The organism is Bradyrhizobium diazoefficiens USDA 110, assembly GCF_000011365.1.
In the GTDB taxonomy this organism is placed as follows: Bacteria; Pseudomonadota; Alphaproteobacteria; order Rhizobiales; family Xanthobacteraceae; genus Bradyrhizobium; species Bradyrhizobium diazoefficiens.
The window spans coordinates 4,573,713-4,588,530 of the sequence record NC_004463.1; the positions used below are offsets into that span (position 1 = coordinate 4,573,713).

The 14,818-nt window shown below is 65.1% G+C and carries 11 protein-coding genes; 4 read left to right on the top strand and 7 right to left on the bottom strand.

Going from position 1 to position 14,818, the window contains the following annotated elements; all coding sequences use genetic code 11:
• Positions 1 to 2: 2 nt before the first annotated feature.
• The gene (locus BJA_RS20545) at positions 3 to 992 is read left to right on the top strand and encodes a zinc-dependent alcohol dehydrogenase family protein (RefSeq protein ID WP_011086910.1); all 990 of its coding nucleotides are present in this window, start codon (positions 3 to 5) and stop codon (positions 990 to 992) included.
• A gap of 77 nt (positions 993 to 1,069) precedes the next feature.
• On the opposite strand, the gene BJA_RS20550 is transcribed toward BJA_RS20545, so the two are convergent.
• The 5 genes from BJA_RS20550 to BJA_RS20570 form a co-directional block, all read right to left on the bottom strand.
• Entirely contained in the window at positions 1,070 to 2,404 is a 1,335-nt protein-coding gene (locus BJA_RS20550; protein ID WP_011086911.1) for an ABC transporter substrate-binding protein, read from the bottom strand.
• Between the two features lie 11 nt (positions 2,405 to 2,415).
• Entirely contained in the window at positions 2,416 to 3,285 is an 870-nt protein-coding gene (locus BJA_RS20555; RefSeq protein WP_011086912.1) for a carbohydrate ABC transporter permease, read from the bottom strand.
• On the bottom strand, positions 3,282 to 4,232 hold the full coding sequence (locus BJA_RS20560; RefSeq protein ID WP_028171120.1) for a carbohydrate ABC transporter permease: 951 nt from the start codon (positions 4,230 to 4,232) through the stop codon (positions 3,282 to 3,284). The genes BJA_RS20555 and BJA_RS20560 overlap by 4 nt, the downstream gene beginning before the upstream one ends.
• Before the next feature lies 1 nt (position 4,233).
• Positions 4,234 to 5,085, bottom strand: a complete 852-nt coding sequence (locus tag BJA_RS20565) for a phosphodiesterase (protein WP_011086914.1) — start codon at positions 5,083 to 5,085, stop codon at positions 4,234 to 4,236.
• Between the two features lie 208 nt (positions 5,086 to 5,293).
• Positions 5,294 to 6,769: a protein adenylyltransferase SelO gene (locus tag BJA_RS20570; protein ID WP_011086915.1), complete on the bottom strand. Its 1,476-nt coding sequence runs from the start codon at positions 6,767 to 6,769 to the stop codon at positions 5,294 to 5,296.
• Positions 6,770 to 6,965: 196 nt separating this feature from the next.
• Between BJA_RS20570 and aspS the strand changes: the two genes are divergently transcribed.
• On the top strand, positions 6,966 to 8,738 hold the full coding sequence (gene aspS, locus BJA_RS20575; protein ID WP_011086916.1) for an aspartate--tRNA ligase: 1,773 nt from the start codon (positions 6,966 to 6,968) through the stop codon (positions 8,736 to 8,738).
• 156 nt (positions 8,739 to 8,894) lie between these two features.
• On the opposite strand, the gene BJA_RS20580 is transcribed toward aspS, so the two are convergent.
• Positions 8,895 to 10,865 (bottom strand): hypothetical protein, encoded by a 1,971-nt coding sequence (locus BJA_RS20580; protein WP_038966787.1) that lies wholly within the window; start codon positions 10,863 to 10,865, stop codon positions 8,895 to 8,897.
• A gap of 246 nt (positions 10,866 to 11,111) precedes the next feature.
• Here BJA_RS20580 and BJA_RS20585 point away from each other — a divergent pair, with 246 nt between their 5' ends.
• Together BJA_RS20585 and BJA_RS20590 are read left to right on the top strand one after the other, a co-directional pair.
• The gene (locus BJA_RS20585) at positions 11,112 to 13,421 is read left to right on the top strand and encodes an NADP-dependent malic enzyme (protein ID WP_011086918.1); all 2,310 of its coding nucleotides are present in this window, start codon (positions 11,112 to 11,114) and stop codon (positions 13,419 to 13,421) included.
• 354 nt (positions 13,422 to 13,775) lie between these two features.
• Positions 13,776 to 14,228 carry a DoxX family membrane protein gene (locus BJA_RS20590; protein WP_011086919.1) on the top strand — a complete coding sequence of 151 codons (453 nt, stop codon included), beginning with the start codon at positions 13,776 to 13,778 and terminating at the stop codon, positions 14,226 to 14,228.
• 33 nt (positions 14,229 to 14,261) lie between these two features.
• Here BJA_RS20590 and BJA_RS20595 read toward each other — a convergent pair whose 3' ends face one another.
• Entirely contained in the window at positions 14,262 to 14,813 is a 552-nt protein-coding gene (locus tag BJA_RS20595; RefSeq protein WP_038966788.1) for a dihydrofolate reductase, read from the bottom strand.
• Between the last annotated feature and the right edge of the window lie 5 nt (positions 14,814 to 14,818).

Genomic DNA, 14,818 nt, shown 5'->3' on the forward strand with positions numbered 1-14,818 from the left:
CCATGACCCGCATCGTTCGCTTTCACCGGCACGGCGGTCCCGAAGTGCTGTGCATCGAGACCGCCAGCGTTCCACTGCCGGCAAAGGGCGAGGTTCAGATCCGGGTCAGGGCGCTCGGTCTCAACCGCGCGGAGGCGCTGCTGCGGAGGGGCACGTATATCGAGGCCGCGAAATTTCCGTCCGGCCTGGGTCTGGAGGCGGCCGGCATCGTCGAGGCGGTCGGCGAGGGCGTGGCCGGCTTTGCGCCTGATGACACCGTGAGCATCGTGCCGCCGCTGTCGATGGTGCGATGGCCGGCCTATGCCGAGCTCGCGACGTTTCCGGCCGAGCTCGTCGTGAAGCATCCGCCCGAGCTTGGCTTCGAGGTCGCGGCTGCGATGTGGATGCAATATCTGACGGCCTACGGCGCGCTGGTCGATATCGCCGGACTTGGGCGCGGGGACGTCGTCGCCATCACGGCGGCATCGAGCAGCGTCGGGCTTGCGGCCATTCAGATCGCGAACCGGATCGGCGCTGTCCCGGTTGCACTAACGCGGACCTCGACCAAGCGGCGCGCCTTGCGCGATGCCGGCGCCGCGCACGTGATCGCCTCGGACGAGGAGGACATCGGAGCGCGGCTCGCGGAGATCGCCGGTTCAAACGGCGTCCGCGTGGTGTTTGACGCCGTCGGCGGTCCCGCATTCGAGCCGCTGACCGCGGCGATGTCGCCGGGCGGCATTCTGATCGAGTATGGAGGGCTGAGCCCCGAGCCGACGCCGTTCCCGCTCTTCAACGTGTTGACCAAGAGTCTGGTCCTGCGCGGCTACCTCGTGCACGAGATCATCCGCGATCCCGTGCGCCTTGCGAAGGCCAAGGCATTCATTCTTGATGGGCTGTCGGACGGCACGCTGAAGCCGATCATCGCCAGGACATTCCGGTTCGAGGAGATCGTCGAGGCGCATCGCTTCCTGGAGTCGAACGATCAGTTCGGCAAGATCGTGGTGACGATCTAAACGCGCGCATCTCGCGAAACGCATTCGGCGCCCCGCATGACGGAGCGCCGAACTTCGTTTGGACGTTAGCGTCGGCCTTACGGCAGCTTCAGCGACGTCTCGGCATTGTAGGGCTTCAGCGTCTCATCCGCGGCCTTCTGGGCGGCGGCGAGCGCCTCCTTCGGCTGCTTCTTGCCGTTCAGGACCAGCATCACCTCGTCCTCCAGCGTCTTGCGGACCGGGACGGTCTTGTAGGTCGCGAACCAGGGCTTTGCGACGTCGAGCTGCTCGACGGCGGTCTTGGCGTCCGGGTTCTTGTTCAGGAAGTCGACCATGTCAGGCGTCTTGTAGGCGGCCATGTTGGGGGCGAAATAGCCGGTGGCGCGGCTCCACCAGGCGCTCTTCTCGGGTGAGGTCATCCACTTGATCAGCGTCCAGGCCGCCTTCTGCTTGTCGGCTTCGAGACCGGACGGAACGATCAGCGAGGCGCCGCCGATCGGCACGGCGTTGCGGACGTTGCGCGGGATGAAAGCGACCTTGTAGTTGAACTTGGCGTTGTCGCGCACATAGGTCAGCGAGCCCGTGGACAGCATCATCATCGCGGCGTTGCCGGAGATGAAGGAGGTGCTGACGGCAGGACCGGGCGTCGCCCCAGGCGCGTGGACCTTGTGCTTGTAGACGAGGTCGTTCCACCAGGTCAGCGCGCCGAGCATCGAGGGCGTGTCGTAATAGACCTCGCCGCCGAACTCCTCGTTGTAGTAGCGCCCGCCATTGGTCATGGTGAGCGTTTCCATCATCCAGCCGCAATAGTCATAGGCGCAGGGGATTGCGATGCCCCATTGGGTCACCTTGTCGCCCTCGCGCTTGGTGAGCTTCTTGGCCCAGTCGGTCAGCTCCGCCCAGGTCTGCGGCGGCTTGTTCGGATCAAGGCCCGCTTCCTTGGCCTTGTCGGCGTTGATGTAGAGCAGCGGCGTCGAATTGTGGAAAGGCACGCCATAGACCGAGCGGTTGATCACCGCGTTGCCCTGCAGTGCCGGGAAGAACTGGCCGAGGAACTGGTCCTTGGTCTTGCCGTCGGCGGCGATCAGGCCGTCGAGATTGGTGAGCTCGTTCTCGATCTGCATGTCGAGCAGGAAGTTCGCCGACATGATCACGGCGGACGGCGGCTTGCCGGCCTTGATGGCCGCGCGCGTCTTGATCAGCGTGTCGTCATAGGAGCCGGTGTAGACCGCGGTCGCCTTGACCTCGGGATGGGTCTCGTTGAACTCCTTGATCAAGGTGCCCATGTCGCGGGCGAGCTTGCCGTCGACGGGGACGGGGAAGAACAGGTCGATCTCGGTCAGACCTTCGCCGGCGAGCGCGGGAAAGGCGAGGGCGCCTGCCATAGTGCCTGCCATGGCGAGGCCGAGCATGAGCCTGCGGGAAAACAGCATCGGAAAATCTCCTATTTGATGCCTGAGGTGACGAAAGAGCTGATGAAGCGCCTCTGGAAGATCAGGAAGGTGACGAGCAGCGGCGCGATTACCATCAGTGTACCGGCGGCGATGGTGCCCCAGGCCTGGGTGCCTTCGGCCGTTGCGGTGAAGACGGAGAGGCCGACGGTGAGCGGCCGCTTGTCCGGCGAATTGATCACCATCAGCGGCCACAGGAAGTCGTTCCAGTGGCTGGTGACCGAGATGATGGCGAAGGCGGAGAAGCTCGGCATCGACAGCGGCACGTAGATGTGGCGAATGCGCTGGAACAGGCTGGCGCCGTCGATCAGCGCGGCATCTTCCAGCTCGGTCGGGATCGCCTCGAACGCCTGCCGCATCAGGAAGGTGCCGAAGGCGGAGGCGAAGAACGGCATCATCACGCCGGTGAGCGTGTCATAGAGGCCGAGCTGCGCCACGAGCGTCAGGTTCGGCACGATCAAGAGCACCGGCACCAGCATCAGCTGCATCAGGAACAGATAGAAGATCAGCGTCTTGCCGGCGAAGGCGAGGCGCGCAAAGGCAAAGCCCGCCAGCGTGATCGTGACGAGCTGCACCAGCAGGATGCCGGTGCAGATGATCGTGGTGTTGAGGGCGTAGCGCGGGAAATCGCCGATCTCCCAGGCATCCCTGACATTGTCGAGCGTCGGCTTCAGGCTCGGCATCAGCTCGGCCATGGCGTTGATGCCGTCCGAGGCGGGGCGCAGTGTCGCAACGCCCATCCAGAGGAAGGGGATGAGCCAGATGATCGCGAGCAGCACGGTCAGCACGAAGCCGAGCTTCGGCGTGATCTCGCGGCGCGTGGCGAGCGGGGCGTCCTTGAGCAGCCAGTCGATCAGCTTCACGGCCCGCCCTCCCGGTTCGCCATCGTCCGGAACGAGAGCGCGGTGAGGCCCATCAGCACGGCGAGCGTCAGCAGCGTGGCCGCCGAGGCCTTGCCGATGTCGTAGTGCTCGACGGCCTGCTGGTAGATGTAGAACAGCACGAGATTGGTCGCGTTGGACGGTCCGCCCTTGGTCATGACGAAGACGTGGTCGACCTGTGTCACCGCATTGAGCGTTGCGATGACAGTGACGAACAGGAAGGTTGGCTTGAGCTCCGGCAGGATGATGTGGCGCAGGCGCTGGTACGGACCGGCGCCGTCCAGATGGGCGGCTTCCATCACGTCCTCAGGCACCGCTTGGAGGCCGGCGAGGAAGAACAGCATGTAGTAGCCGGCGTTCTTCCAGATGGTGATGACCATGATGGCGTAAAGCGCGATGTCGGAATCGCCGAGCCAGTTCGGCAGCACCGGCAGCAGGCGGCCGATGTAATAGTCGAGCAGGCCGACATTCGGCAGGAAGATGAACAGGAACAGCGCGGATGCCGCGACCATCGGGATCAGCACCGGCAGGAACAGCGCGGCACGCAGCACGCTGTTGAAGGCATTGGTGCGCGACAGCGCCAGCGCAAACAAGAGCGCCAGGCCGATGCTGGGGATCGCCGTGCCGACGGCGTAGACGAGATTGTTGACGATCGCCCCGGTGAAGGCGGGATCGGCGAGCACCGCGTTGATGTTCTCAAACCCGACGAAGCGGACCGGCGCCTTGGGCGTGGCGCGCTGATACAGCGCGTCGATCATCACGCGTCCCATCGCGCCGTAGGTGAACAGCGCGAGGAAGATCAGCGAGGGCAGCAGCAGGAGATAGGCCGGCAGCGAGGTTTTGAAGCGGGCGGAGAACCGCCTCAGGAGAAGCAGGCGCGGCGGCGCAGTTGCCGCGACCGGGAGAGTCGCGGGTTCAGCGAGGCTCATCTCACCGCGCCGGGATGTTGAGCGCATAGCCGCGGCCGTCCACTCCTGCCGGTGGCTCGAAGGGGAAGCGCAGACTTTCGTCGAGGAAGTCGTGGCTGTGCACGACCAGGTTCTCGCCGTCGATCAGCACCACGCCATAGGCCGGCGGCTCGTGGCTGGCGAGATGCTCGGCGGCGGCAGCGTCAAGCTCGAACCAGACCTGGTGGTTGGTGCCGCGCAGCGTCGAGAACGGAATCTTGCCGTAGCTGCCGAAGATCGGCCGGTGGACATGGCCGAAGAAGAGGTGGCGGATGCGCGAGCGATAGGGAGCGATGACTTCCGCGAATTCGGGGCTCTGCTTCAGCGATATCTCGTCCATCGCGTGGACGCCGACCGGGAAGGGCGGATGGTGCATGAAGACGACGAACGGCATGTCGGCCGGTGCGGCGGCCAGCGTGCTTGCGAGCCAGCCGAGACGCTTGGCGCACATTTCGCCGGCGTGGCTGGTCTCGTCCAGCGTATCCAGGAAGACGAACAGGCCGTGCTCGGTGATGCGCGTGCCCTGCACGAAGCCGTTGGAATCGCGCGGTGCGGCCTTCAGGCCGTCGAGGCAAGCTACGCGTTTGTCGTGGTTGCCGACCATGGCGATGTACGGGATTTTCAGCGCAGCCATCGCGTCAGCGAAATTGGCGTAGGATTCAGGCTCGCCCCAATGGGTGAGGTCGCCGGTCACGACGGCAAATGCGGCGTCGGACTGGTGCTTGTTGATGTCGGCGATCGCCGCGTCCAGCCGGGCGCGCGGATCGAGCCCATAGAGCTTCAGCCCGGGGTTCGCGAGATGCGTGTCGGTGATGTGAATGAATTTGAAGGGCATGGCGCGCTTTGTCGGGACTTGTTGGAGGATGGGCGCCTCCGGCAAGATGGCGCTGACAGGCCGTTAGAGCGCGAGTGTTTCAGTTTGATGACAGCGGTTCCCGCGGGCAGGACGTGTCCACAACGTCCACCGGAGAGGAATGGATTCGCACAAGGCGCAATCCATGCCGTGAATCAATTAGAGATGGTGATGCGGGGCGTGCGAGCTTTCACGTCCCGCAGAACGTCTGCAACACCCGCTGGTCCGGTAGCGGCGGATCGGCATAAGCCGCATAGTCCGGCTGGTCCTCGTACGGCTTGGCCAGCACCTTCACCAATTCCTCGAACAGCGCGTAGTTGTCATCGTTGACCGCGGCCTGGATCACGGCCTCGACGCGGTGGTTGCGCGGGATGAAGAGCGGGTTGACGGCGTTCATGGCGGTCTGCCGCTCGGCGGCGGATTGCGGCTCGGCCGCGAGACGCTCGCGCCAGCGCCGGGCCCATTCATCGAAGGCTGCGGGGTCCATGAACTCTGCGCGGGCGTCGTCCGCGGCCGGATCGCCTGCGGCGTCACCCAGCCTGCGGAAGGTCAGGGTGAAGTCGGCCTGGTTCTTCGCCATGGCGTCGAGCAGGTCCTGGATCAGGGCCTCGTCGCCGTCGCGCTCCGTGAACAGGCCGACCTTCTTGCGCAGGCCCGCCTGATAGGCCTTGCTGAATGTCTCGGGGAATGCGCCGAGAATGTCCTGTGCCTGCTCGACCGCCTTCTCCTGCTCTTCGCCGAACAGCGGCAGCAGGCACTCGGCCAGCCGGGTCAGATTCCACAGCGCGATGCGCGGCTGGTTGGCGTAGGCGTAGCGGCCCATCTCGTCGATCGAGGAGAAGACCTGCGCGGGATTGTAGGCATCCATGAAGGCGCAGGGGCCGTAATCGATGGTCTCGCCCGAGATCGAAGAATTGTCGGTGTTCATCACGCCGTGGATGAAGCCGACCAGCAGCCAGCGCGCGACGAGCTCGGCCTGGCGCGCGACGACGCCGGCAAGCAGCGCGTGATAGGGCCGCTCGGTACCGAGCAGCTCGGGATAGTGACGGGCGATGACGTGATCGGCGAGCCGGCGGATCGCGTCGGTATCGCGGCGGACGGCAAAGAACTGGAAGGTGCCGACGCGGATGTGGCTCGCGGCGACGCGGGTCAGCACCGCGCCAGGCAGCGCGGTCTCGCGGATGACGTGCTCGCCGGTGACGACGGCGGCAAGCGAGCGTGTGGTCGGAATGCCCAACGCGTACATCGCTTCGCTGACGATGTATTCGCGCAAGACGGGCCCGAGCGCAGCGCGGCCGTCGCCGCGGCGGGAGAACGGGGTGGGACCGCTTCCCTTGAGCTGGATGTCGCGGCGGACGCCGTCCCGGTCGATGACCTCGCCGAGCAGGATCGCCCGGCCGTCGCCGAGCTGGGGCACGAACTGCCCGAATTGGTGGCCGGCATAGGCCATGGCGATGGGGTCGGCTCCATCAGGAACCGTCTTGCCCGCCAGGATCTCGGCGCCCTCAGGGGTCTCCAGCATATTCGGGTCGAGGCCGAGCTGGACCGCCAGCGGCCGGTTCAGCTTGATGAGCCGGGGGGCTGCGACCGGGGTCGGCGCGACCCGGGCAAAGAAGCTGTCCGGCAGCGCCGAATAGGAGTTCTGGAAGGGGAAATGGACGGTCATGGAGGTAAAGATAGGCGGGGAACGCCTGATGGCAAAGGCTTGAGCCCAGATCGGCCAAAAATGGGCCTTCCGGGCCCCAAACAGGCCGTTCCCTTGGTTGCCGCCTTGGGCCTCGTCGGGTAAACCCTGCCGCAACTTTCGGACCGGCCACCTCAGTCGTCCGATTCGCTTCCTCAGACATCAATTTGGGACGACCATGCATCGCTACCGGTCACATACATGCGGCGCGCTCCGCGAGAGCAACATCGGCGAGACGATCCGCCTCTCGGGCTGGGTCCATCGCGTTCGCGACCATGGCGGCGTGCTGTTCATCGACCTGCGCGACCATTACGGCCTGACCCAGTGCGTGGTCGACCCGGACTCGCCAGCGTTCTCGCTGGCCGAAAAGCTGCGCTCGGAATTCGTGATCAAGATGGACGGCAAGGTCCGCCGCCGCCCTGAAGGCACCGACAACGACGATTTGCCGACCGGCAAGATCGAGATCTACGTCAGCGAGATCGAGGTGCTGGGTCCGGCTGGCGACCTGCCGCTGCCGGTGTTCGGCGACCAGGAATATCCTGAGGATATCAGGCTCAAATATCGCTTCCTGGATCTGCGTCGCGAAAAACTGCACCAGAACATCATGACGCGCGTCGAAATCATCAAGTCGATGCGTCGGCGCATGGAGGGGCAGGGCTTCTTCGAGTTCAACACCCCGATCCTGACCGCGTCCTCGCCGGAAGGCGCGCGCGACTTCCTGGTGCCCTCGCGCATCCATCCCGGCAAGTTCTACGCGCTGCCGCAGGCGCCGCAGCAGTACAAGCAATTGCTGATGATGTCGGGCTTCGACCGCTACTTCCAGATCGCGCCGTGCTTCCGCGACGAGGACCCGCGCGCCGACCGCTTGCCGGGCGAGTTCTACCAGCTCGACGTCGAGATGAGCTTTGTCACGCAGGAAGACGTGTTCGCGGCGATGGAGCCTGTCATCACCGGCGTGTTCGAGGAGTTCGCCAAGGGCAAGCCGGTTAGCAAGAACTGGCGCCGCATCCCGTTCGCCGAGGCGCTGCGCAAATACGGCAGCGACAAGCCGGACCTGCGCAACCCCATCGAGATGCAGGAGGTCTCCGAACACTTCCGCGGCTCCGGCTTCAAGGTGTTCGCGCGCATGCTCGAAGACCCCAAGAACCAGGTCTGGGCGATCCCGGCGCCGGGCGGCGGCAGCCGCGCCTTCTGCGACCGCATGAATTCGTGGGCGCAAGGTGAAGGCCAGCCCGGTCTCGGCTACATCATGTGGCGCGAGGGCGGCGAGGGTGCTGGTCCCTTGGCGAACAACATCGGGCCTGAGCGCACCGCTGCGATCCGCGCGCAGATCGGCGTCAAAGAAGGCGATGCCGCCTTCTTCGTCGCCGGCGATCCCGACAAGTTCTGGAAGTTCTCAGGCCTTGCCCGCAACAAGGTCGGCGAGGAATTGAACCTCACCGACAAGGAGCGGTTCGAGCTCGCCTGGATCGTCGATTTCCCGATGTACGAGTACAACGAGGACGACAAGAAGGTCGACTTCTCGCACAACCCGTTCTCGATGCCGCAGGGCGGCCTCGAGGCGCTGAAGGGCCAGGATCCGCTGACCATCAAGGCGTTCCAGTACGACATCACCTGCAATGGCTACGAGATCGCCTCGGGCGGCATCCGCAACCACGTGCCGGAAGCGATGGTGAAGGCGTTCGAGATCGCCGGCTATGGCGAGCAGGAAGTGGTTGACCGCTTCGGCGGCATGTACCGCGCGTTCCAGTACGGCGCGCCGCCGCATGGCGGCATGGCCGCGGGCGTCGACCGCATCGTGATGCTGCTGTGCGGCACCACCAATTTGCGCGAGATCTCGCTGTTCCCGATGAACCAGCAGGCCATGGACCTCCTGATGGGCGCACCGTCGGAAGCCACCACCAAGCAGCTCCGCGAGCTGCATGTGCGAGTGAACCTGCCGCAGAAGTGAATGCGTACCCCGGACGCAGCGCAGCGCTTCTTCAGCGGTGCGCTGAAGAGCCGGGGCCCAGACTTCACGGACGGTGACCCTGGGTCCCGGCTCTGCGTCGCGTCATTTCATGCCGCGCCGCGTCCGGGACACGAGACCGCCGAGCGAACGCTCGGCCTACAGCCCCGTCGACGCCTCGATGCGGAATTGTGCCAGCGCGACGATCGGCTCGCTGTTCAGGGCGCCGAGCAGCTGAAGCATCGGCACCTTGCCGAGCGGCGTCAGCTTGATGGTGAGCGTTTGCCCTGACGTCTCGACGAAGCCGGCGATGGCATCGACCGCGGTCTTGGCATCGGGATTGGCGGCCGCGATCTTCTCGCCCTGTGCCCGGATCATCTCGACGATGGCGCCGCGCGCCGCGTCGCGGCTGACATTCTGCATGCGGGAGAACTGCGCCACGAGCAGATCGACGACGCCGCTGTCGCGCAGGGAGAGCTCGATCGCGCCGGCTTCGATCTGCCCGGCCTGGCTCATGGCTTGCACCGGGTCGGCCGTGAACACGCCGCGCGGCACGTTGGCGAGTGCGAGGCGGGCCTGCGCCTTGGCGAGGTTGCCGAGGTCGATGGTGGCCGGCGCGAGCGCCAGCGCGCCCGAGGACTCCGTCCAGGCCGCGCCGAGATCGAGGTTGATTGCCAGTTTGTCGATGCCGGCCATCGTCAACGGCAGCTGAGCGGGATTGGTCGGATCAGTCGGGGCGACCATTTTCACGACCAGACTGACCTTGCTCGGGATCGACCCGACCAGCTGGCCCCAGTTCAGGCTGATCGTGTCGATGGTGACGAGCTGCCGCGTGTTCTTGTAGGGCGAGACCACGCCCTTGATCTCGGCGCCTTCGAGCACCCGGAACAGGCCCAGCATCTGATCGGGCGAGGGCGCCTGCCCGGGAGTGGTAAGGCTCGCGGCCCAACGAAACAGGTTCGCCAGGCTGAGCGATTTGAGCGCGAAGCGCTCCATCTTCACTTGCCCTTGCGGCGTCGGCGCATCCAGGCCTTCGAGCGCGAACTCGCCCTCCTGGTATCTGATCGCCCTGAGCCGGGGCGTTCCTTGCGGGGTCGTCATCGACACGGTGCCGATCTCGATCTTGCCGACGCGAAGCCCGTCATAGAGGCCGGCGAGCTTCTCCATCATCTCGCGCGATTGCGCCGGGGTCGGCTGAACGGAGCCGTCCGTCGGCAGCAGTGCCAGAATCTCGGCCGGCCGGAATTTGGACGGCTGGACCGCGATATCGGCGATCGCGATGCCATCGACCTGCATCCGCACGCCCTGCGTCGACGTCGCCACATAAGTGCCGCTCGACATGTGTCCGTAAACGCGATGGTAGCTGTCGTCGTTCGCCTTCTGCGGATCGAGGGCGGCGGCGATTGCGGTCGAGTCGAAATCATTGATGATGAGGTCGGACATCTCGCCGGTCAGCTTGTCCGCCTTGCCGGCCTGCTCCACGTTGATCGTGAAGGTGGCGCGATCGGCCTTCATCGCGTCGATCTTGCCCTTGCCGAGCTTCTGGATCGCGAGACCCGAATAGACGATCTCGCCGCTGCCGGCGGCGCCTTTGCCGGCATCGAAGGCGATGGTGAGGGTCGGGGCCGTGATTGAAGACGCGGTCACGCTCGCATACTGATCGAGCACAAATCGGTACAAATCGATCAGGGAGCCTGACGCCGGCGCATTCTGGGCGCGAGCAGGGCCCGCGTAATCCCGCATGATCAATTGCGGGACCTTGTAGGAGGCTTTCAGCTTCCCGGGGCCGACTTCGTCCAGCGCGACCTCGAAACCGGAGATCTCGATGCTGTCGGCTGCAAAGCGGGTCTCATCGGTCTGGCGGAGGCCCACGCCCTTGATGCCGGTGATCTTGACGTGCGCCTGTGGCTGCCCGGCGGGATCGACTGCGATGTCCTCGATGGTCAGCGTCCGGCTCGTCACGTCGAACGCCACCTTGCCGTGGCTTGCCTTGCCGCCCTGGCTGCGGATCCGGTCGAAGACGGCCTCGATCTCCGCGGTGGCGCGATGTCTGGCATAGAGGTTGAAGCCGAACCATCCGCCCGCGGCGAGCACGGCGAGTGCGATCAGGCCGATCAGGATCCGCTTCATTCTCAGCTCCAGTTGCTCGTTTTGCACTGCGCAACCTGCCATATTCGCAAAGCGCGGGGCGGTCCAGGGAAAGCTATGGTTTTCAAATATTTGACCGTGCGGCCTGTTGATGGGGGCGGAATCGGATGTTGCCACCGGGGCGCCGGCCGTGCTTCATCCCGTTTCCATGACCCGGAATACCGCGACCCGCGACAGACCGGTCAGGACAACGTAGTTTGAGGCCGGTAACGCGAGGCAAGAGACCGCATGTCGTCCTATTCTGATGACCTCCACCAGGCGGCGCTCGCCTATCATCGTCTGCCGCGCCCCGGCAAGCTCGAGATCCAGGCGACCAAGCCGCTTGCCAACCAGCGCGACCTCGCGCTTGCCTATTCTCCGGGCGTTGCGGCTGCCTGCACCGAGATCGCCAAGAACCCGGCCGAGGCGGCGACGCTGACCACCCGCGCCAACCTGGTCGCCGTGGTCTCGAACGGCACCGCGGTGCTCGGCCTCGGCAATATCGGCCCGCTGGCCTCCAAGCCCGTGATGGAGGGCAAGGCGGTCCTGTTCAAGAAGTTTGCCGGCATCGACGTGTTCGATATCGAGATCGCCGCCGACACCATCGACCGGGTGGTCGAGACCGTGGCGGCGCTCGAGCCGACTTTCGGCGGCATCAATCTCGAGGACATCCGCGGGCCGGAGTGCTTCGAGATCGAGGCGCGGCTGAAGGAGCGCATGAAGATCCCGGTCTTCCATGACGACCAGCACGGCACCGCCATCATCGTCGCCGCCGCCATCACCAACGGCCTCAGGCTGAACGGCAAGAAGCTGTCGGACGTCAAGATCGTGGCGTCAGGGGCAGGTGCTGCCGCGATTGCGACGCTCAATCTTCTGGTGTCGATGGGCGCGCAGCGCAAGAACATCTGGGTCTGCGACATCGACGGCCTCGTGCATGAGGGCCGCAACACCTCGATGGACCGCTGGAAGGCGGTCTATGCGCAGAAGACCGACAAGCGCACGCTCGCCGACGTCATCGGCGGCGCGGACATCTTCATCGGGCTGTCGGCACCGGGCGTCCTCAAGCCTGAGATGGCCAAGGCGATGAGCGACAAGCCGCTCATCATGGCGCTCGCCAATCCGACGCCCGAAATCATGCCGGAGGAAGCGCGGAAGGTGCGCCCCGACGCCATGATCTGCACCGGCCGCTCGGACTATCCGAACCAGGTCAACAACGTCCTGTGCTTTCCCTTCATCTTCCGCGGCGCGCTCGACGTCGGTGCCAGCGCCATCAACGAGGAGATGAAGCACGCCGCGGTCGAAGCCATCGCGCAGCTCGCGCGCGAGGCGCCGTCGGATGCGGTGGCGCAAGGGGTCGACACCGGCGAGATGGGAGGCTTCGGTCCGGGCTCGCTGATTCCGAGCCCGTTCGATCCACGGCTGATCCTGCGCGTGGCGCCGGCGGTTGCGAAGGCCGCGATCGAGTCGGGCGTCGCGACGCGCCCCATCACCAATTTCGACGAATATGCCGCGCAGCTCATGCGCTTCGCCTTCCGCTCCGGCCTCGTCATGAAGCCGATGTTCGCCAAGGCCAAGACCCAGCCGGTGCGCGTGATCTATGCCGAAGGCGAGGACGAGCGCGTGTTGCGCGCCACGCAGGTGGTGCTGGAGGAGAAGCTGGCGACGCCGATCCTGGTCGGTCGTCCGTCCGTGGTGGAGGCGCGCATCAAGCGCTTCGGCCTGTCGATCAAGGCCGGCAAGGATTTCGACCTCGTCAACCCCGAGGACGATCCGCGCTACCGATCCTACGTGCAGTCCTATGTCGAGGTCGCCGGCCGCCGCGGCGTGACGCCGGATGCGGCGCGCACGGTGGTACGCACCAACAACACGGTCATCGCCGCGCTCGCGGTGACGCGCGGGGAGGCGGATGCCATGCTCTGCGGCGTCGAGGGCCGCTACATGAGCCATCTGCGCCATGTCCGCGAGATCGTCGGCTTCTCGGCAGGGATCAGCGACTATGCGGCGCTGGCGCTGCTGATCACCAGCAAGGGCGCGTTCTTCATCGCCGATACGCAGGTTCGCCCCAATCCGAGCGCGGAAGAACTCGCCGAGATCGCCTCGCTCGCGGCGGTCCACGTCCAGCGCTTCAACATCAAGCCGAAGATCGCCTTCGTTTCGCATTCCGATTTCGGCAGCTACGACACCGAGTCCTCGCGCAAGATGCGCCGGGCGACCCAGCTTCTGAAGGAGAAGCATCCGGAGATCGAGGCCGACGGCGAGATGCAGGGCGACACGGCACTTTCGGCCGCTGCGCGCAAGATGGTGCTGCCGCACTCCAACCTCGAGGGCGAGGCCAACATCATGATCATGCCGACGCTCGACACCGCCAACGTCGCCTATCAGATGATCAAGTCGCTCGCGGATGCACTGCCCGTCGGCCCGATCCTGATCGGCCCGGCGCGCCCGGCGCATATCCTCACCCCCTCGGTGACCGCGCGCGGCATCCTCAACATGACTGCGGTCGCCGTCGTGGAAGCGCAGGAGCGCGCGGCGCGGCAGCAGCCGACGTTGTTTACCTGAGGCGGGACCTCTTCGCCTCTCCCCGCTTGCGGGGAGAGGCCGGATCGCATCGTCAGATGCGATCCGGGTGAGGGGGACTCTCCGCGAGTCCAATTCTCACCGCCCCCGTGGAGGCTCCCCTCACCCCAACCCTCTCAGCGCGAGCGAAGCTCGTCGCGGCCCCGCATCCGCCTTCGCCAAGGCTTCGGCGGACAAGAGCGGGGCGAGGGAGCACACCTCCGGCGCATCCGCCCTTCAATCTTTTCAAAACAGTTCTCCATTTCCCCGTTTGTAAACCGGCCAACGACTCTTCATAATCGCTCAGGACTTTCGTCCAAGTTCCGATCTTAGAAAGCCTGAGCCAAGAGGCCGATCATGCCAGCGTTCGTGACTTTCGGGCGAATTCTGTTCGCCGTGCTGTTCATCTACACGGGCGCGACGAAACTGTTCGCCATCCAGGCGACCGCCGATTTCATTGCCACCAAGGTCGTGGTGCCTGACATCATCGCGCCTTACGCCAAGCAGATCGAGACGGCGACCGCCATGACGACGCCGCAGCTGCTGGCGATCGCGGTCGGCGCGCTCGAGATCATCGCCGGCTTGATGATCGCGCTGAACTTCGGGGCGCGGTTCTTCGCCATGCTGCTGATCGTCTACGTCGCGGTCGCTACCGTGCTGTTCTACGACTTCTGGAATCTGGCGGCGCCCGACAACGCAAAGATGCTGGTCGATGCGCTGAAGAATCTCTCGATCATCGGTGCGCTCTGCATGATCATCGGCTATGGCCGCGCCACGCGGCCGGTCGAGGCGGCTTACGGGGACGTGTAGGGCGTTTTTGCAGGGAGCGTTGTTGCAGTGCACCTACACCCGACGCCACGGTGTCACCGTGACGTCATGCGCCGCGTCAAGCACATAGGGCGCGCCCGGCTTCATCCCGTGTGACGCCAGCACCTCGTGCGGGGTCCGCTCGGGCACGCCGACAAAACAACCTTCGCCGCCGGGCAGGCGCAGATGCGGGGCTTCCGACAGCCAGAACGTGTCGTAACGATCCATGAACATGTCGAAGACGACGGGACCGCCGATGACCGCGACCATGCCGGAGGCGACATCGGCGAAGGCGCAGGCCTCCTCGAAGCTGGCGTGATCAGGATTCCACAATGTCGCGTTCGGCATCTCCGGATCGACGGTGAGGGCCTTGATCTTGCGGGTCGTGATCAGCCGCTTGCGCTTCGGAGAGTTCGGCTGCTGCTCATGTGAGTGCCGGCCGTGCACGATCAGCGCGGCGCGATCGAGCGCCTGCTCGAAGAACAGCTTGTCGCCTTCGAACTTCAGGCTGTCAGGCATGATATGGCTCGCGTCGGCGAGCATGCCGTCCGCGGAGACGATGACGTAGCCTTCGATACGGAAAGACAATTGCC